17 protein-coding genes and 1 pseudogene are annotated in these 18,093 nt (G+C 65.6%); 15 read left to right on the forward strand and 3 right to left on the reverse strand.

From position 1 onward, the window contains the following. Nucleotides 1–165 precede the first annotated feature (165 nt). The 12 genes from GTV32_RS11055 to GTV32_RS11105 all read left to right on the forward strand — a co-directional run bounded on the left by GTV32_RS11055 (nt 166) and on the right by GTV32_RS11105 (nt 11,865). Nucleotides 166–1,443 carry a cytochrome P450 gene (locus tag GTV32_RS11055; RefSeq protein WP_161060363.1) on the forward strand — a complete coding sequence of 426 codons (1,278 nt, stop codon included), beginning with the start codon at nt 166–168 and terminating at the stop codon, nt 1,441–1,443. Nucleotides 1,444–1,453: 10 nt separating this feature from the next. Then, nucleotides 1,454–2,221 (forward strand): SDR family NAD(P)-dependent oxidoreductase, encoded by a 768-nt coding sequence (locus tag GTV32_RS11060; RefSeq protein ID WP_161060364.1) that lies wholly within the window; start codon nt 1,454–1,456, stop codon nt 2,219–2,221. Nucleotides 2,222–2,504: 283 nt separating this feature from the next. After that, on the forward strand, nt 2,505–3,302 hold the full coding sequence (locus tag GTV32_RS11065; RefSeq protein ID WP_161062461.1) for an ABC transporter permease: 798 nt from the start codon (nt 2,505–2,507) through the stop codon (nt 3,300–3,302). Then, complete coding sequence (locus GTV32_RS11070; protein WP_161060365.1) at nt 3,302–4,156, forward strand: ABC transporter permease; 855 nt, start codon at nt 3,302–3,304, stop codon at nt 4,154–4,156. Before GTV32_RS11065 ends, GTV32_RS11070 begins: the two co-directional genes overlap by 1 nt. Further along, nucleotides 4,153–5,472 carry an MCE family protein gene (locus GTV32_RS11075; protein WP_161060366.1) on the forward strand — a complete coding sequence of 440 codons (1,320 nt, stop codon included), beginning with the start codon at nt 4,153–4,155 and terminating at the stop codon, nt 5,470–5,472. Before GTV32_RS11070 ends, GTV32_RS11075 begins: the two co-directional genes overlap by 4 nt. Further along, complete coding sequence (locus GTV32_RS11080; RefSeq protein ID WP_161060367.1) at nt 5,469–6,503, forward strand: MlaD family protein; 1,035 nt, start codon at nt 5,469–5,471, stop codon at nt 6,501–6,503. Before GTV32_RS11075 ends, GTV32_RS11080 begins: the two co-directional genes overlap by 4 nt. Nucleotides 6,504–6,507: 4 nt before the next feature. Beyond that, nucleotides 6,508–7,128 (forward strand): MlaD family protein, encoded by a 621-nt coding sequence (locus GTV32_RS23415; RefSeq protein ID WP_237421516.1) that lies wholly within the window; start codon nt 6,508–6,510, stop codon nt 7,126–7,128. Nucleotides 7,129–7,151: 23 nt separating this feature from the next. Beyond that, complete coding sequence (locus GTV32_RS23420; RefSeq protein WP_237421517.1) at nt 7,152–7,556, forward strand: hypothetical protein; 405 nt, start codon at nt 7,152–7,154, stop codon at nt 7,554–7,556. Beyond that, nucleotides 7,553–8,656 carry an MCE family protein gene (locus GTV32_RS11090; protein ID WP_161060368.1) on the forward strand — a complete coding sequence of 368 codons (1,104 nt, stop codon included), beginning with the start codon at nt 7,553–7,555 and terminating at the stop codon, nt 8,654–8,656. The genes GTV32_RS23420 and GTV32_RS11090 overlap by 4 nt, the downstream gene beginning before the upstream one ends. After that, entirely contained in the window at nt 8,653–9,756 is a 1,104-nt protein-coding gene (locus tag GTV32_RS11095) for an MCE family protein (RefSeq protein ID WP_237421518.1), read from the forward strand. The genes GTV32_RS11090 and GTV32_RS11095 overlap by 4 nt, the downstream gene beginning before the upstream one ends. Before the next feature lie 295 nt (nt 9,757–10,051). After that, nucleotides 10,052–11,062 (forward strand): MCE family protein, encoded by a 1,011-nt coding sequence (locus tag GTV32_RS11100; RefSeq protein WP_343287294.1) that lies wholly within the window; start codon nt 10,052–10,054, stop codon nt 11,060–11,062. Between the two features lie 29 nt (nt 11,063–11,091). After that, nucleotides 11,092–11,865, forward strand: a complete 774-nt coding sequence (locus GTV32_RS11105) for a hypothetical protein (RefSeq protein WP_161060369.1) — start codon at nt 11,092–11,094, stop codon at nt 11,863–11,865. 16 nt (nt 11,866–11,881) lie between these two features. Here GTV32_RS11105 and GTV32_RS11110 read toward each other — a convergent pair whose 3' ends face one another. From GTV32_RS11110 to cysD, 3 genes and pseudogenes are all read right to left on the reverse strand, one after another. Further along, nucleotides 11,882–12,643, reverse strand: coding sequence for a 3'(2'),5'-bisphosphate nucleotidase CysQ (locus tag GTV32_RS11110; protein ID WP_161060370.1), 762 nt, complete (start codon nt 12,641–12,643; stop codon nt 11,882–11,884). A gap of 9 nt (nt 12,644–12,652) precedes the next feature. Next, nucleotides 12,653–14,563 (reverse strand): adenylyl-sulfate kinase, encoded by a 1,911-nt coding sequence (gene cysC / locus GTV32_RS11115; protein ID WP_161060371.1) that lies wholly within the window; start codon nt 14,561–14,563, stop codon nt 12,653–12,655. Beyond that, nucleotides 14,563–15,524, reverse strand: a pseudogene (gene cysD, locus GTV32_RS11120) (sulfate adenylyltransferase subunit CysD). Before cysD ends, cysC begins: the two are co-directional and overlap by 1 nt. Nucleotides 15,525–15,554: 30 nt before the next feature. Here cysD and GTV32_RS11125 point away from each other — a divergent pair. From GTV32_RS11125 to GTV32_RS11135, 3 genes are all read left to right on the forward strand, one after another. Further along, nucleotides 15,555–16,472: a helix-turn-helix domain-containing protein gene (locus GTV32_RS11125; RefSeq protein ID WP_161060372.1), complete on the forward strand. Its 918-nt coding sequence runs from the start codon at nt 15,555–15,557 to the stop codon at nt 16,470–16,472. A 125-nt stretch (nt 16,473–16,597) separates the two neighbouring features. Further along, entirely contained in the window at nt 16,598–17,098 is a 501-nt protein-coding gene (locus GTV32_RS11130; protein ID WP_161060373.1) for a hypothetical protein, read from the forward strand. 74 nt (nt 17,099–17,172) lie between these two features. After that, the gene (locus tag GTV32_RS11135; protein ID WP_161060374.1) at nt 17,173–18,093 is read left to right on the forward strand and encodes an enoyl-CoA hydratase; all 921 of its coding nucleotides are present in this window, start codon (nt 17,173–17,175) and stop codon (nt 18,091–18,093) included.

Below are 18,093 nucleotides of genomic sequence, written 5' to 3' on the forward strand. Positions count from 1 at the left end.
AATATGTCCATTTTGAGAATGTGATCTTGACCTCAGTTTCGGAGCATGGTAACAAGTATTACACCCCGCTGAGCACTCGCTCAGCATCTTTGCTCAGAGTTCCACAGCCAACGCAGTCACAATGCATCCTCTCCCTGAAGAGGGTTGCCGCACAGGAGGTTTCCGGTGAGCGATCTGACGTCCCTGAATTTCTTCACCGATGAGAGCCTGGTCCCCGATCCCTATCCGTATTTCGACGAGCTCCGCAGCAAGTGCCCCGTGACGAAGGAGCCGCATTTCGGTGTCCTCGCGATCACCGGGCACGCCGAAGCGGTGACTGTCCTCAAGGACCCCGCCACGTTCTCGTCGTGCATCGCCGCCACCGGCCCCTTCCCGGGACTGCCGTTCGAGCCCGAGGGCGACGACGTCGGCGACCTGATCGATCAGCATCGAGACGAGCTGCCGCTGCACGAGCACATGGTCACCATGGATCCTCCGGACCACAGCCGGGCGCGCAGTCTGCTGAGCCGCCTCCTCACCCCGCGTCGCATCCAGGAGAACGAGGAGTTCATGTGGAAGCTTGCCGACGAGTACATCGAGGAGTTCGTCGCCAACGGTGAGTGCGAACTCATGGCGGAGTTCGCAAAACCGTTCTCGCTCCTCGTCATCGCCGATCTGCTCGGCGTCCCGGAAGAAGATCACGAGGAGTTCCGGACCGTACTCGGTGCACCACGCAAGGGTGCCCGGCCGGGCGCGCTCGACTCGGAGGTCATGGCGGACAACCCACTGCAGTGGCTCGACGACAAGTTCTCCGCGTACATCGAAGACCGACGCGCGCATCCGCGCGGCGACGTCCTCACCGCACTCGCCGAGTCGAAGTACAAGGACGGCAGCACCCCTGAGGTCATCGACGTGGTCCGGACCGCGACCTTCCTCTTCGCTGCCGGCCAGGAGACCACCACCAAGCTGATCAGTGCCGCGCTGAGGGTGATCGGCGAACGCCCCGACATCCAGCAACGACTGCGCGACGATCCGGAACTCATCCCGATCTTCATCGAGGAGACACTACGACTGGAGAGCCCGGTCAAGAGCGGTTTCCGCGTGGCACGCAAGAACACCACGGTCGGCGACACCGCGGTACCCGCCGGAACGACGCTGATGTTCTGCCCGGGCGCGGCCAACCGCGACCCCGACCACTTCCCCGACCCCAACACGTTCGATCTCGAACGCACCAATGTGCGCGAGCATCTGACCTTCGGCCGGGGTATTCATTCGTGCCCCGGCAGCCCCCTCGCCCGTATCGAGGGCCGGGTCACCGTCGAGCGGTTCCTGGCGCGCATGGCGGATATCCGGGTGTCCGAGGAGCACCACGGTCACAACGGTCACCGTCACTACGACTTCGAGCCCACCTACATCCTGCGCGGTCTCACCACCCTGCACCTCGATTTCACACCGAAGGCCTGAGGGAGCGGAAATGACCAGCACCACAGCGATATCCACGGTTCGAACGAGCGTCGTCACCGGCGGAGGGTCCGGCATCGGGCAATCCATCGCCGAACATCTGGCGGCAGCCGGACACCGCGTCGGCGTCCTCGACCAGAACGGCGAGGCGGCCGAGAAGGTGGCCGCCGACCTCCGCTCGGGTGGCGCCGAGGCCATCGCACAGGCCGTGGACGTGAGCGATCGGACCGCGGTGGAAAAGGCCATGGGGGTGGTGCGGGAGAAGTTCGGCCCCGTCGAGATCCTGGTGACCAGCGCGGGTATCGAATCGCAGATGCCCTATCCCGACATCGGCCAGGACGAGTGGGATCGCATCATCGCGGTCAACCTGACCGGCACCTTCAACTGCACCCAGGCGGTCATCGGCGACATGCAGGCGGGGCAATGGGGCCGCATCGTGACGATCTCGTCATCCAGCGCACAGTCCGGTGCCCCCGAACGCGCCCACTATGTGGCATCCAAGGGCGGCGTCATCGGGCTGACCAAAGCGCTGGCATTCGAGTACGCGCCACATGGCATCACGGTCAACACGATTCCGCCGTCGATCATCGCGACTCCGATGGCCGAGAAGGCCGTCGCGGCAGGCCTGGTCCCGGCGATCGAGGACCTCGCCGCGATGACGCCCGTGCGTCGCGCGGGATTGCCCGGCGACGTGGCGGCCGCGGCCGCGTTCCTGTGCTCGGATCAGGCCGGTTTCATCACCGGACAGGCCATCGGCGTCAACGGCGGCTGGTACATCTGACGCTCATCTCCGCCGAGTGCGCATCCACAGCCCGGGGTGTGCGCCCCTGACCATCACCGTCGATGGTCGGGCCTCTGTCTGCCGAGGATCGAACCGGGCCAGAGAGGGGGGATCGGTGTCCACCGTCAACAGCGACATCACCACGACTACCGCCCCTGCCGGCGACGGCGCGCCGACCCAGCCGATCCTCACCGGCGGCATCGACGACCCGCCGCCGCCATCCATCCCACCACCGCCTCCGACAACCGAGCCGCCGAGGGCGACCGACGAGATCACGTCCTGGATGAGTGGCTACGTGCACCGCCACCCGCGCGCATCGCTGGAAACCGTTGGCGGCCAGTTCGTCCTGGGCATCCGCGCGTTGCAGCACCTCGTGGTCGATCTGCTGACGTTACGATTCCCCGTCAAGGAGTTCATCCGGCAGTCGACGTTCATGGCGTCGGCCTCGGCCCTGCCGACGATCTTCGTCGCCATCCCCATCGGTATGACCCTGTCCATCCAGTTCGCCCTGCTGGCCGGCCAGGTCGGCGCGACGTCGTTGGCTGGTGCGGCAAGCGGTCTCGCCGTCATCCGGCAGGGGGCGCCGATGGTCTCGGCACTCCTGATGGCCTCCGCGGCGGGCTCCGCGGTGTGCGCCGACCTCGGTTCCCGAAAGATACGCGACGAGATCGACGCGATGGAGGTGATGGGCCTCTCGGTCATCCGGAGGCTGGTGGTCCCGCGACTGGCGGCGGCGATCCTGGTCAGCACCGCCCTGACCGGAGTGGTCTGCTTCGTCGGTTTCCTGTCCGGCTACCTGTTCAACACATTCGTCCAGAACGGGACCCCGGGCACGTTCGTCACCACCTTCGCCTCGTTCGCAACCCTTTCCGACTTCTACCTGACGATCGTGAAATCCATTGTGTTCGGCGCGATCGTGGCGATAGTGGCATGCCAGAAGGGATTGACGACCCGCGGCGGCCCCGCAGGTGTCGCCAATTCCGTCAACGCCACCGTCGTCGCGTCGATCATCCTGCTGATGCTCGTGAACGTCGGCTTCACCCAGATGTACGTACTCCTCTTCCCGCGGACGGGGTTCTGATGGCGGCGACGTACTACCCGACCGGACTACGACCGCTCGTCCGTGCGGCCGATGCGGTCGGTGGCGTCATCCTGCGTATCGGGCACCTCGCCGCGTTCCTGGCCCGGGCGCTCATCTCGATCCCGATCGCGTTGCGTCACTACCGCAAAGAGTGTCTTCGCATCCTCTCCGACGTCACCTGGGGCAACGGCTCCATCGTGGTCGGCGGTGGCACTGCCGGAGTGATCATCGTCCTCGGCGGCGCCGCAGGCGCGATCGTGGGCATCGAGGGCTACAACGCCTTACACCTCCTCGGCATGGAGCCCGCGACCGGTATGGTCGCATCCACCGCCACCACGCGCGAACTCGCTCCGATCATGGCGTCGCTGGCTTTTGCGGCCCAGGCGGGATGTCGTTTCACCGCTCAACTCGGCGCGATGCGGATCTCCGAGGAGATCGATGCGCTCGAGGCGCTGGCGATTCGGCCGATCCCCTACCTCGTCTCCACCCGCCTGCTGGCCTCCATCGTCGCGGTCATCCCGCTCTATTTGGTCTGCCTCGCGGTCAACTACGTCTCGGTACAACTCGTCGTCGGTCTGAGCGGCGGCCTCTCAGGCGGCACGTACCAGCACTATTTCGAGTTGGTACTCAACCCCACCGACATCATGTACTCGTTGATCAAGGCGGTGATCTTCGTGATCATCACCACCACCATCCAGTGCTATTACGGCTTCTACGCCCACGGCGGCCCCCAGGGCGTCGGCACCGCGTCCGGCCGTGCGATGCGGGCCAGCATCTCCGTGATGATCGTCGCCAATCTCCTTCTCACCGTGGCATTCTGGGGAGTCGGAAGCGGAGCAAGGCTGAGCGGATGAACTCACCGAGCATCTACGACGCCGGACCGCACGGGTTGTCGAACCGACGCCTGTTGATCAGCGGCGTCATCGCAATCGCCGTGATCGTCATCGTTCTCGCCGCCATCGCTCTCAAGGCCGGTGGCAGCTTCACCCCGAAGGTCGCGGTGACCGCCCAGCTCGCCGATGTCGGCGACGGTCTCCCGGTCAACTCCGACGTCAAGTACCGCGGCGTCATCGTGGGCACGGTCACCGGTGTGACACCAGCGGTCACCGGCCCCGACAACACCGTCGACATCTCCATCGCGCCCGACCGTGCACCACAGATCCCACGCACGGTGACCGCGCGCGTGGTGCCGAGCAACGTGTTCGCCGTGTCCTCCGTGCAGCTCATCGACAACGGCTCCGCGCCGCCGATCGCACCGGGTGACGTGATCAGCCAGGACACCAACGCGTCGACGGTGCAATTCCAGACCGCGCTGTCCAAACTGCGCGCGATCGTCTCCGCGACGGCGCGTGCGGGCAGCGATCGGACGGTCGGCATGCTCGCGGCCGTGGCGACCGCCACCGACCGTCGCGGAACCGACATCTCCCGGGCCGGCGCACAACTCGACCGCATCGTCGGCGAGCTCGACCGGGTGGTCCGGCCCGACGGAGGGCCATCCACCGTGCGGTCGCTCAGTTCCGCGGTCACCGGCCTCCGGAAATCGGCGCCCGATCTCCTCGACGCATTGCACAGCTCGGTCGGGCCCATGCAGATGGTCGCGCGCGAGTCCGGTGCGCTCTCGGATCTACTCGGGTCCGGCATCACCACCACCGCCCGGGTCAACACGGCGCTCGAGCGCAACACCGCCCAGATCATCCGGATCACCAGCCAGGCCGCGCCGGTCGTGTCGGTGGTGGCAGACGGCAGCGCCGGCTTCACCTCCATCGTCACGAACATCGGTGTCATCGCAGACAAGTGGTTCTCGGATTTCTGGCCGGCCGGCGTGGCCAACGGACGAGGAAAGTTCCTCTTCCAGGTCACCCCCCACAAGCTCTACACGCGTGCGGATTGTCCCCGATACGGGAATCTGGAGGGTGCCAGCTGCTCCACTGCTCCGAGCAGCGTGTCGCCCCCGGTCCTGAAAGGCAACGCACGCAAGGGAGTCACCCCCGGCTACCAGACGGCCGCGATGGGCGGCAACGTGGGTTCGGTCGGCAGCGCCGACGAACAGACGACCCTCGGCGAACTCGTCGGTGGCGGCCCCAACAGCGCCAACACACTCATCCTCGGCCCCGTCGCGCGGGGCGCGACCGTCACAGTGTCCCCTGACGACAAGAACGGTGCGCCATGAGCATCCGCAAGCCCCTCATCGGGTTGATTCTCTTCCTCCTCGTCTCGTTGGCATTGACATCGACGGTCTACGTCACCCTTCAGCGTGACGTCTCCGAGGACACGAGGAACTACAGCGCGGTGTTCACCGACGTCACGGGACTGAAAGCGGGAGACGACGTCCGTATGGCCGGGATTCGCGTCGGACGGGTCGACTCGGTCGGCCTGGATGGGACCACGGCACGCGTGTCGTTCCGAGTGGACTCCGACCAGGTGGTCGACGGCAGCACCAAGGCCTCGATCGTCTACCAGAACATCGTCGGGCAGCGCTACGTCGGCCTGTCTCGTGGAGACTTCCCCCACCCCACGCCGCTAGAGAACGGTCAGATACCCCTCGCACACACCGAGCCGTCGTTCGACATCTCCGCACTGCTGAACGGATTCGAGCCCCTGTTCAGTGTGCTCGATCCCAAGCAGGTCGACAATGTCACCGAGGCACTGATCCGGGCCCTGCAAGGTGACTCGTCGTCGATCACCACGCTGGTCGCCGAGACGTCCTCGTTGGCCGAATCCGTCGCCGGACCCGATCAGGTGCTCGGCGACGTCATCTCCAACCTGTCTCGCGTCATCGGCACCTTCGCGGCCCAGCGCAGCAACATCGACACCGTACTCGTGAGCTCCCGCAGGATCTTCGAGCAGATGTCCGCACAGCGTGATTCGTTCATCGGCTCGCTCGACAGAACCGCTCGGGTCGCCGATCGCGCCGCGACACTCGCGCAGGGCGCACTTCCCCAGGCGCGTCAGATGCTCGCACGAGAACCCGGATTCCTCGGACACTTCCTCGCCAACAAGGACGAGTTCGCCTACCTCGGTTTCAATCTCCCACCGCTACTGAAAGGCCTCGCACGGGTCACGCAGGGGGGCTCCTACATCGACACCTACCTGTGCAACTTCAACGTGACCCTGGTGCCCGCGTTGAGCACGGTGATCCCGTCGATCGTCGCCCACGCGACACCTGGCGGCAAGATCACACAATCCCCGATCTGCAGGTGAGTCGATGACATCCTTCGCCGAGCGTTTCCGAAACTCCTTGACACAGCCGATCGAGAACTGGAACAAGGTGATCATCGGCGCCGTCGCGCTGATCGCCATCGTGGTGGTCGCCCTCGGGCTGATCAAGATCGGATCCGCCGGGGTCGGCAAGCATTCCGTGCGCGCGCAGTTCGCACAAGCCGCCGGACTCACGCCCGGGGATTCGGTCAGCGTCGCGGGTGTCCCGGTCGGCACGGTGAAGGACACCCGCCTCGATCGGACTCTCGTCACCGTGACGATGGAGGTGGGAGACGACGTACCGCTCGGCCCGGACACCAGGGCATCGATCAAGCTGACCACGCTGCTCGGTTCCCGGTACATCGAGCTGTCGCCTGCGGGCTCCGGTTCCCTGCCCGACGACCTCATCCCGCTGTCACACACCGCTGTCCCGTACGACCTGCAGCAGGTCATGCAAAACGCGACAACGACTTTCGAGCAGGTGGACGCGGAGAAGATCGGGGCGTCGATGACCACGCTGTCTCGTCAGCTCGACGGAACACCCGAGTTGGTCCCGGAGGCCCTCGACAACATCGCGAGTCTGTCGACGATCCTCGCCGACCGTCGGGCCAGATCGGCTCCCTGCTGACCAGCACCCAGAAGCTGACCGCGGTGATCCGCCGACAAGAATCGGGACTCGGACAGCTGATGACCCAGGGGCGTGACCTGTTGCGCGCGTTGCTGACCCGACAGGTGATGATCGATCGGCTCCTCGACTCGACGACCGTCCTGGCGACTCAGCTCCGCCAGGTCGTCGTCACCGACCGGAAGGGATTGGACAAGCTGGTGACCAACCTCGACGGTCTACTGGACAGCCTGCGGCGTAACGACAAGTTGTTGCGCAACACCCTTGAGATCCTTCCCGTGCCGGTGCGGAACTTCGCGAACGTCACCGGGACCGGCAACGAGACGGACTTCACCTCCCTGACCGGCCCGTTGATCGACTCGTGGATGTGTGCGATCTCCGAGCAGGCGAACCTCGCCAACCTTCCGCCCTATTTCAAGGACTGCCGATGAGCCGGGGTCGAATCATCAAGGTGGCATTGGTCGCCGTGGCGGTGCTGTTGGTCGTCGGGGTCGCACGGTCGTGTACCGACGACGACCACACCATCTCCGTCGTCGCACAGTTCGACAACGCGTCGGGCCTCTACGAAGGCAATGCCGTCGCGGTGCTCGGGATGCCGGTCGGCAAGGTCACCAAGATCACCCCGCACGCCGGATTCGTTGAGGTGGCGATGGATATCGACTCGAAGACACCCGTGCCGGCCGATGTGTCGGCGGTGACGGTCTCCACGTCGGTGTTGACCGATCGGCACGTGGAACTCACCCCGGCCTATCAGGGTGGTCCGCGGTTGCCCGACAACGCCCATCTCGGTCTGACCCGGACCAGGACCCCGGTCGAGGTCGACCGGATGCTCGCCATGGCGGACAAGCTGTCGGTTCAACTGCAGGGCGACAATCGGGGCAACGGACCGGTCGCCGACCTTCTGAATGTCAGTGCCGCGATGACGTCGGGCAACGGCCCGGACATCCGATCGGCGCTGGGCTCGCTCTCCCGGGCGCTGGCGATGGGTCCCGATCACGGTGAGCAGACACGCAACGCGATCACCGACATCGTCGATGACATGTCGAGTCTCTCGGCGACCGCCGCGCGCAACGACGCGACCATCCGAGAGTTCGGATCCTCGGTGCAGCAGATGTCGGACCTGTTCGCCGACCAGAACATCGGCTGGGGCTCCACCGGCGCGAAGATCAATGCGGTTCTCGGTGAGGCGACCGACCTCATGCAGCAGCGTCGCAAGGACGTCGCCGACACGGTCTCGGGTGCCACCACCGTCACGCGGGCGCTCGCCGACTATCGGAGATCGTTGTCGGAGTTCCTCGATGTCACGCCGCTGGTGATGGACAACGCGTACAACACCATCGACCAGAAGGCCGGCATCGCACGGGTGCATGCCCAGCTGGAAAAGGTCTTCTTCGACGGTCGGCTCGTCAAGGAGGTCTGCAACGTCCTCGGAATGCGCCAACTCGGCTGTGCGACAGGAACGTTGCGCGACTTCGGACCCGACTTCGGGATGGACGGGATGCTCGAGGCGATGGCGGGGATGCCGCGATGAGGTACTCGACGATCGTCCGCCTGATGGTGGCGGCTGTCTGTGTGTGCACGCTCGCCGGGTGCGGGGTCGGCCTCGACGATCTGCCGTTACCCAAGAAGGGAACCGAATCGGGCGCCACCTATACATTGCGCGCCGAGTTCGCCAACGCACTGAACCTTCCAGAGGAGGCGAAGGTCAAGCTCGACGGCGCCGACGTCGGTTCGGTTCAGAAGATGTCGGTGCGCGACTACGTGGCCGTGGTCACCATGCACGTCGCCGACGACGTGCGGTTGCCGCGCGGTACCCGGGCCGAGCTGCGCTCGGCCACCCCTCTCGGTGACGTCTTCGTCGCGCTGCAGCCGCCGAAGTCGCTCACGACCGACACCGCCGACCTCGGTGACGGTGACACGATCCCGTTGAAGGACACCGGCGCCGCAACGACCGTCGAGGAGATCCTCTCCACGTCGGCACTCCTGGTGAACGGTGGCGTACTCCGCGATCTCACGAAGATCGTCAACGGGCTCGGACGGACCGTGGGCAACCGTGGTGACGAATTGTCGGAGCTCATCGCGCGATCCTCCCGGTTGATCTCCGCGCTCTCCGCACGATCGGGCGACATCCGAACAGCGTTGCGCCAAACCGACGCCCTGGTCTCCACGGTCTCGGCACAGCAGAAGACGGTCGACGACTCGCTCGCCGCCGCCGGCCCCGCACTCGACGTGATCTCGTCGAACTCGGATCAGATCCTGACCCTGGTCGATCAGATCGGACAGATCAGCACCCAGCTGTCCCGCTATCCTTCGATCGCCACGGGCCGGACACAGCACCTGGTGGCCAATCTCAACCAGCTCTCGAAAGGCCTCAACGACGCCACCACGGCACCCACCGCCGACCTGTCCAAGATGAACGCGCTGCTGGCGCCGGTCATCAAGATCACGAACTCCACTGCTGCACATGTCAATGCAGACCTGGAGGACCTTTCCATTGGCGCACTCGCGGACCCTCGGCACCGCGCCGATCCGGGATCCCGACTACCTGACGTCACCGATGTGGGGAACTTCGTCGGCACCATCACGTACACGCTGGAGAAGCTGCGCAAGAAGCTGGAGTCGCCGCGATGACGTCGACAACCGATGACCGCGCCTTCACCTCTGGCACCCCCGCATTCCGCACCGGCTTTCTGGAGGTCCCGGCGCGTGGCATCGTCTCGGCCACCCGCCGGGGACGCCGGCATCGACTCGGGCTCTCCGCACTGGGGTTGTTCGGGGTGCTGATCCTGGGCGTCGGGTATCTCGTATTCGGGGTCTTCCACAGTTCGCCGGCAACGTCGCCGATGGTGGTCCGCGTGCAACTCAAGGAGTCCGGGGGCTCCTGGCAGGCCAGAACGTCACGCTCCGTGGCGTCCCGGTCGGTCGGGTGCGTCAGGTCGACCTCACCCGCGACGGTGTCGTCGCACAGGCCGAGATCGACCCGAGCGTACAGATTCCCATCCGCGGCGAAGTCCGGGTTGCCGGGCTGTCACTCGCCGGCGAGCAGTACCTCGATTTCCGGCCGAGCACCTCGTCGGGACCTTTCCTGAGCAACGGCACGGTGATCTCGGCGGACCAGACCACCACCCCGGTACCCCTGGCGAATGTTCTCGATGACCTGAGCGGGACACTCGAACAGATCGACCCGGAGAAGCTGCGAACCATCACGCGAGAACTCGGCGTGTCGCCGCAAGGGTCCGAGCGACTCGCCGACATCATCGACGGCGGCACCTTCCTGATCTCCACCCTGGATTCCGTTCTTCCCCAGACCGTGAGCCTGCTGAAGACGAGCCGGACGGTGCTCACGACCCTCGGTCAGGGGGCTCCCGCGCTCACCGCGACTTCTGCGGACCTCGACCACCTCATGGCGGGTGCGGCCCGAAAGCAGAACGGGTACCGGACGTTGCTGGCCCGCACCCCGGCGGCGCTGCGGGAAACCGACGCGATCATCGCCGACAACGCACCGACCATGGTGCAACTGCTGGGCAATCTCGCCACCGTGACACAGATGGCCTACTTGCGAATACCCGCTCTCAACGAATTCTTCTTCCCTCAGGAGCGGGACGGATCCACGCTCGGCGCATTGAGTACCACGATGCGGGACGGCGGCATCTGGGCCGCGGTGAACATCTATCCACGCAACACCTGTGACTATGGGCTGCCGCGCCTGCCACCGTCCCAACCCGATCACCCGGAACCGTATCTGTACACCTACTGCGACAACCCGGACCCGTCGGTGCTGATCCGGGGCGCGCGAAACGCACCCCGCCCGCCCGGTGACGACACCGCCGGACCACCGCCGGGAGTAGCACCCGATGCCCGATCAAGCCCCACACCGACTGGTCCGCAATCGATTCCGCTTCCCTTTGCCGGACCCGCACTACCGTCCAAGCCCTGACCACCGGAAGAACGATCGAAAGGACAATCGTGAACTCCACGACGACCAAGACTCCGCACAAGTCCTCGTCCGTGCGTCCGCCGTCCGCGCGATCCACCGCCAAGCGGATCGCCGGCGCCGCACCGTCGGCGCGCCGCGAGAAGACAGACGAGCCGACGAGCGATGCCCCGCCGACGCCGCGCCCCGACGACGAGGCGGTCGCCGTCGAATCGACAGTGCCCATCGAGGCCGCCGCCGACGGCGAGGCCGCACCCGTCGGTTCCGAGGACGAGTCCGCCACCGGTCCGAGGCGGCGTGCGCGGCTGCGTGCCGCGCTCACCGGCCGCCGTACACGTCGGGTATTCACCGTTGTTATCGCTGTGGTGGCCGTCGCCGGTGTGGCACTTGCCGGTTGGTTCGGGCTCGAATGGAAGCAGGCTCGCGACGTCGACAATGCGGCCACGGCAGCGAAGTCGGTGGCCGAACAGTACGCGGTCTCGCTGACCAGTGTGAGCGCCGACAGCGTGGACAAGGACTTCGCGACCGTCCTCGGCGGGGCCACCGGCGGCTTCAAGGACATGTACGCGAAGTCGAGTGCGCAGTTGCGTCAGTTGCTCGTCGACAACAAGGCCGACGCGCAAGGCAAGGTCATCGCATCCGGTATCCAGTCGGCAACCACCGACAAGGTGGTCGTCCTCCTGTTCATCGACCAGACCGTGCGCAACGCATCAACACCCGAGCCGCGGATCGACCGTAGCCGAGTGGTGATGACGATGGACAAGGTCGGCGACCGGTGGCTCGCTTCGAAGGTCGACCTGCCCTGACCACCGGGATGAACGTTCAGGCGGACGCGGAGGTGATCGCGATGACTGACTCCCTGAGTTCCGGTCGGCAGATCACCAGATCGGGTAGGTACGTGTCATCTCGGTTGTAGACGAGATCGGAGCCGTCGATGCGCCCGCACCACAGGCCTTTGGCCTGCGCCACCGCCACGGGTGCCGCCGAGTCCCACTCGTACTGTCCGCCAGCATGGACATAGGCGTGCGCCTCCCCGCGCACCACCGCCATCGCCTTGGCGCCTGCCGATCCCATCGCCAGCACCTCGCCACCGATGGCATCGGCGACCGCCTCGGCGAAGACCGGCGGGCGAGAGGCGCTGACCACCACGCGCGGCCGATCGCCCGCAGGCACCGAAGCGAGACCGTCGATCGGTGTCACGGGTTCGGCGTCGTCCGCGTAGGTCACCCCGAGGGCCGGCAGGGCGACCGCGCCGGCGATCAGCCCTTCGGTCGCCGACCAGAGCGCCACGTGGACCGCCCAGTCCGTGTGTCCCTCCGACCCGTATTCACGTGTGCCGTCGACCGGATCGATGATCCACACCCGCGACGCCGTCAATCTCCGCTTGTCGTCGGCACTTTCCTCGGAGAGCACCGCGTCATCGGGCCGCTCATCGGCCAACCGCGCCAGGATGAACTCGTCGGAACGACGATCCCCGGCCTTGCCGAGCTCCTTGCCCGCGAGTCCGCTGGTTGCTCGGATGTCGACGAGCAGTTCGCCTGCGGCGGTGGCCAGGTCGCAGGCAAGTACGCGATCGGTGGACAAGTCGGTCTCCTACAGTCCCAGGTTTCGGATGATCGATTCGGCCACGTCGGCCGGCGAACCATCCGATGGTGTCACCACCACGTCGGCATTGCCGGGACGCTCATACGGCGAGTCGATCCCGGTGAACTGGCTGATCTCCCCGCGACGTGCCTTGGCGTACAGGCCCTTCGGGTCACGTTCTTCACACACCGCGAGCGGCGTGTCGACAAAGATCTCGAAAAACGGCAACCCTCGCTGTGCGTGGATCTCGCGCGCCCGTTCCCGTTCCTCGGCGAACGGACTGATCAGCGAGACGATCGCGATCGCGCCCGCATCGGCGAACAGCGCGGCGACCTCACTGGTGCGACGGATGTTCTCCCGACGGTCGTCGTCGGAGAAGCCGAGATCGACGTTGAGACCGTGCCGGAGGTTGTCGCCGTCCATCAGATACGCGGGGCGACTCCCGGCCACCAGACGCCGTTCGAGTTCCACCGCCAACGACGACTTGCCCGATCCGGACAACCCCGTGAGCCAGATGGTGGCGCCCTGGTGGGTGCGCTGTTCCCGGGACACCTTGGTGGTCTGCCACACGACGTGGCTGTCCTTGCTGACCGGGGCGGTGATCATGCCCGCCGCCACCGTCTTGTTGCTGGCCTCATCGATGAGGATGAAGCTGCCGGTCTCGCGGTTCTTGCGATAGGCGTCGAACATCACCGGTTGTTGGGTGTGCACGCTGATGCGTGCTATCTCGTTGAGCCCGAGGCTTTCCGCTTCCTCGTCACGATGCAGGGTGTTCACATCGAGGCGATAGTTCAGACCACTGACCTGCGCCCGGGTCAGCCGGGTGCCGCACATCATCTGGTACCGGTTACCCGGGCGCAGCTCGGTGTCGTCGGCGAACCAGCACACCATCGCGTCGAGGTCGCGACCGACGAACGGCCGGTTGTTCGGCCGCGCCAGCATGTCGCCACGGACGATGTCGATCTCGTCGGCCAGCTCGATCGACACCGCCATGGTCGCGAACGCCTCGTCGACCTTGGCACCTCCCGGCCCCCAGATCTCCGTGATCGTGGTGCTGAAACCCCCTGGTAGGACAACGATCTCATCTCCACGGGAGAACACCCCACCGGCCACGGTCCCGGCATAGGCGCGGTGATCGGCACCGTCGCTGCGCTGCGGCCGGATGACGTACTGCACCGGCATCCGCGCATCGATGAGGTTGCGGTCCGAGGCGATATAGACGTTCTCCAGATGGTTCAGCAGCGGGCGACCCTCGTACCACGGCATGTTCGTCGACTGCTCGACCACGTTGTCGCCCTGCAGCGCCGACATCGGGATGAAGGTGAGGTCGGTGACATTGAGCTTGGCGGCGAAAGCGACGAAGTCGTCGCAGATCTCGTCGAACCGCTCCTGCGACCAACCGACCAGGTCCATCTTGTTCACACAGACCGTGAGGTGCGGGATACCCAGCAACGAGGAGAGAAAGGCATGCCGGCGAGTCTGTTCCAGAACACCCTTACGTGCATCGATCAGAATCATCGCGAGGTCGGAGGTGGAGGCGCCGGTGACCATGTTGCGCGTGTACTGCACGTGCCCAGGGGTGTCGGCGATGATGAACTTGCGTCTCGGCGTCGAAAAGTACCGGTACGCGACGTCGATGGTGATGCCCTGCTCACGCTCAGCGCGCAACCCGTCGGTGAGGAGAGCCAGATCGGCATACTCGTCTCCGCGTTCGGCGCTCGTCCGCTCGATGGACTCCAGCTGATCGGTGAAGATGCTCTTCGAATCGAACAGGAGCCTGCCGATCAGGGTGGACTTGCCGTCGTCGACCGACCCCGCGGTCGCCAAACGCAACAATTCCTTGGCGTGCCGACCGGGCCCGCTCACTTCGTTCCCGGCGCCCAACACACCGGGCCCGCTCACTTCGTTCCCGGCGCCCATCAGAAGTACCCCTCTTTCTTCCGATCCTCCATACCCGCTTCGGAGATGCGGTCGTCTGCCCGGGTGGCCCCCGTTCGGTGACCCTGGTGACCTCGATCTCCTCGATCACCTTTTCGATGGTGTCGGCGCCGCTGAGCACACAGCCCGTGCAGGTGGCATCGCCGACAGTTCGGAAACGGACCATCTCGGTCCGCGTCTCCTCACCCGGATATCGCTGCAGGAAACGGGTGTTGGCGAGCAGCATGCCGTCACGCGGAATGACCTCACGCTCGTGCGCGTAATAGATCGGCGGGAGTTCGATGTGCTCGGCACCGATGTACTGCCAGATGTCCAACTCGGTCCAGTTGCTCAACGGGAACACCCGGATGTGCTCACCCTTGTGATGCCGACCGTTGTAGAGGTGCCAGAGTTCCGGGCGCTGGGCACGCGGATCCCACGCGCCGAACTCGTCACGGAAACTGAACACCCGCTCCTTGGCACGCGCCTTCTCTTCGTCGCGCCGCGCACCGCCGAAGACCGCATCGAACTTGTTCTCGGTGATACCGCGAAGCAATGCCGTGGTCTGTAAGCGGTTCCGGCTCTTGCCCGGGCCCACATCCTCGACGACCCGTCCCGCGTCGATGTCGTCCTGGACCGAACTCACCACCAACCGCACGCCCGTCTGCTCGACCACGCGGTCACGGAAATCGATGACCTCGTCGAAATTGTGGCCGGTGTCGACATGCATCAACGGGAATGGCACCGGCGCAGGCCAAAACGCCTTGCGCGCCAGGTGGAACATCACCACCGAATCCTTACCGCCGGAAAACAGCAGGACCGGCCGTTCGAAGGTGGCAGCCACCTCGCGGATGATGTGGACCGACTCCGCCTCGAGCGCATCCAGGTGGGTCAACTCGTACCCATGGTGCACGCGATGACCTGTCGCGTCTGCGGTGCTCGACACTGACCATCTCCTTGACATGTCGGTTATTCGACACTCAGTATTGAGTATGTGACACAAACCGTAGGTGAGTCGTCGGGCGCGAGTCAACCGTCACGTACCGGCTCGTCGCCTCCGACCTCCCGCGTCATCAGCATCATGGAGCTCCTCGCCGACCCGGCCAGGCAGTCCCTGACACTTGCACAGATTGTCCGCCAGACCGGGCTGTCGCGCGCCACCGCGCACGCGATCGTCGGCGAACTACTGGAAAACGGGTGGCTGCTCCGCGACCCAGCGTCGAACACCTACGGAATCGGTCCGGGCTTCGTCGCGCTTGCGCGGTCCGTCGACAGCGCCGATCACCTGAGTCGATGGGCGGGCACCGCCGCACGCGCACTGAGTGAGCGACTGTCGATCCCCTGCTTCGTCGCGCGACGAACCGCACCCGATTCGATCACCGTTGCCGAGCACGCGGTCCCCGATCACCTGACCGACGGCGGCGACACCTCGCCCTGGTTCCGGCACGGTCAGCGCATCCGCCTACGCCCACCGATCTGCAGGGAATTCATCGCCTGGGAGTCGAGCGAGTCCCGGGCCGACTGGATCGCCCGGGCCCCGGAAGCGACGCGGAGCCGGCTGCGACGGGTCCTCGACGTCATCGCCGATCGCGGATACTCCATCGAGCGGATGACCGACGACCACGTGGCCATGGTCGACGCGTTGAGCTCACTGGACACGATGTCGGACGGACTTCGCGCGAAGGTCGGCGACCTCCTGACCGAGCTGTCGGTGATCGACTACCTCCCCGAGGAGCTGACCGGCGACGTCGCGGCGGTCACCGTCGGCGCGCCGATCAGGGACGCCTCGCGTTCGGTGGTGGCCTCCCTCGTCGCTTGCCCCAACACGACGATGTCGGCGTCCGAGCTCATGTCGGTCGCCGAGTCGACGCGAGCCGCCGCGGACGCGATCTCCGACCAGCTGACTCGTTGACGCCCAGGGGTGCGGACGCGCAGGCATCCGTTCGATCGACACATTCGTCACAGCAACATCACAGTTCCCAAAGTTCGCAAAGAACTCAAGCCGGACACAGCGCCGCTTCGGCTACCGTCCTCGACATGTCTCACCTGCCCCGCCGCTCGGCCACCATCCCCGCGCGTCCCCGCCTGTTCCGCCTCACCGTCGCCGCTCTCGCCGCGGGCACCGCGATCGGCATCGGCGCCGTGGCACCGCCCACCGCCGCCGCCGAAACCGTCGTACCGCTCGATCGCTGCTGGGGACTGAGCCCCAACATCGTCGATCAACCCTTCAGCACCGCGCGATTGTTCGTGTCCCCGAACGGGCGCGGTCGCGTCACCGCGGCGGTCCGTGACATCTCCAGCTTCTGGACGCCGACCGGCGGATACCAATCGGCCGGACGACTCGACTGGCACAACGTCTCGACCGGCAAGAAGGGCGTCGCATTCAACACGGCGCAGATCCGGTTGTTCGTCGGAGGGCCGACGTTCCGGCTCGACACCGGACCCGGGACGGTTCGGGTGAGCTTCAGTGCCGTGAACCGCAACGCGTTGTGGGCGATTCCCAGCACCTCCTGCAGCGGAACCATGCGGGTCGGCTGACAACGTCCCACCATCCCGCTGGGATCGGCAACACCCGACTACCAACCAAGCACTTGCTAGGTTAGGCTCTGGGCATGAGTGATGCCGTCATCCCGCCCGCACTCGGCCCCGATGACCTCGGGCCGGACTCGACCCCTGTCGCCTATGAGGTCGGTGGCCCCGAGGGCGCCGTCGCCTACGTGACACTGAACCGACCCGACTATCGCAACGCCCAGAACTCGGTGATGACGTACTCGCTGGACGCGGCCTTCCGCAAGGCCGTCGACGACGCCGACGTCAAGGTCGTGGTGCTCCGCGCGAACGGCAAGCACTTCTCCGCCGGGCACGACATCGGTACCCCGGAACGCGACTTCGACACCTTCTACGACAACGTCGCGACGCTGCACTGGGATCACACGGACAAGTCGGGAGCCGACCAACGACTCGCCCGCGAGATCGAGGTCTACATGGGGATGTGCCGTCGTTGGCGCGATATGCCCAAGCCGATCATCGCGCAGGTCCACGGCGCGTGCATCGCGGGCGGTCTCATGCTCGCGTGGATCTGCGACTTCATCGTCGCCTCGGACGACGCGTTCTTCTCCGATCCGGTGGCGCGCATGGGTATCCCGGGCGTGGAGTACTTCGCGCACGCCTACGCACTCGGCACCCGCCGCGCAAAGGAGATCCTGTTCACCGGCGAACGGTTCACCGCCGCGCAGGCCGCCGAATGGGGCATGGTCAACCACGTCGTGCCGCGAGATGAGTTGTCCGGCAAGGTCGACGCGATCGCCGAGAAGATGGTCGCGATGCCGATGCAGGGACTCTTCCTCAGCAAGAAGGCTGTCAACATCTGTGAGGACCAGATGGGCCTCCGCAACGCGATGGATTCGGTGTTCGGCTGGCATCACTTTGCCCATGCGGCCAATTCCGAGGCGGGCGGCGATTCTCTGGGCGGCATGGACGCCAAGTCGATGAAGGCGAGTGGGGCGTCCTCGGCCAACGGGTCGGGGAGCTGA

It is taken from the genome of Gordonia sp. SID5947, from assembly GCF_009862785.1.
In the GTDB taxonomy this organism is placed as follows: Bacteria; Actinomycetota; Actinomycetes; order Mycobacteriales; family Mycobacteriaceae; genus Gordonia.

What these genes read in the sequence shown, in the direction of transcription:
- GTV32_RS11090 (WP_161060368.1), top strand. Translation starts at nt 7,553, where the DNA reads ATGAGCCGGGGTCGAATCATCAAGGTGGCATTGGTCGCCGTGGCGGTG.
- GTV32_RS11060 (WP_161060364.1), top strand. Translation starts at nt 1,454, where the DNA reads ATGACCAGCACCACAGCGATATCCACGGTTCGAACGAGCGTCGTCACC.
- GTV32_RS11065 (WP_161062461.1), top strand. Translation starts at nt 2,505, where the DNA reads ATGAGTGGCTACGTGCACCGCCACCCGCGCGCATCGCTGGAAACCGTT.
- cysC (WP_161060371.1), bottom strand. Translation starts at nt 14,563, where the DNA reads ATGGGCGCCGGGAACGAAGTGAGCGGGCCCGGTGTGTTGGGCGCCGGG.
- GTV32_RS23415 (WP_237421516.1), top strand. Translation starts at nt 6,508, where the DNA reads ATGACATCCTTCGCCGAGCGTTTCCGAAACTCCTTGACACAGCCGATC.
- GTV32_RS11095 (WP_237421518.1), top strand. Translation starts at nt 8,653, where the DNA reads ATGAGGTACTCGACGATCGTCCGCCTGATGGTGGCGGCTGTCTGTGTG.
- GTV32_RS11080 (WP_161060367.1), top strand. Translation starts at nt 5,469, where the DNA reads ATGAGCATCCGCAAGCCCCTCATCGGGTTGATTCTCTTCCTCCTCGTC.
- GTV32_RS11135 (WP_161060374.1), top strand. Translation starts at nt 17,173, where the DNA reads ATGAGTGATGCCGTCATCCCGCCCGCACTCGGCCCCGATGACCTCGGG.
- GTV32_RS11130 (WP_161060373.1), top strand. Translation starts at nt 16,598, where the DNA reads ATGTCTCACCTGCCCCGCCGCTCGGCCACCATCCCCGCGCGTCCCCGC.
- GTV32_RS11075 (WP_161060366.1), top strand. Translation starts at nt 4,153, where the DNA reads ATGAACTCACCGAGCATCTACGACGCCGGACCGCACGGGTTGTCGAAC.
- GTV32_RS11070 (WP_161060365.1), top strand. Translation starts at nt 3,302, where the DNA reads ATGGCGGCGACGTACTACCCGACCGGACTACGACCGCTCGTCCGTGCG.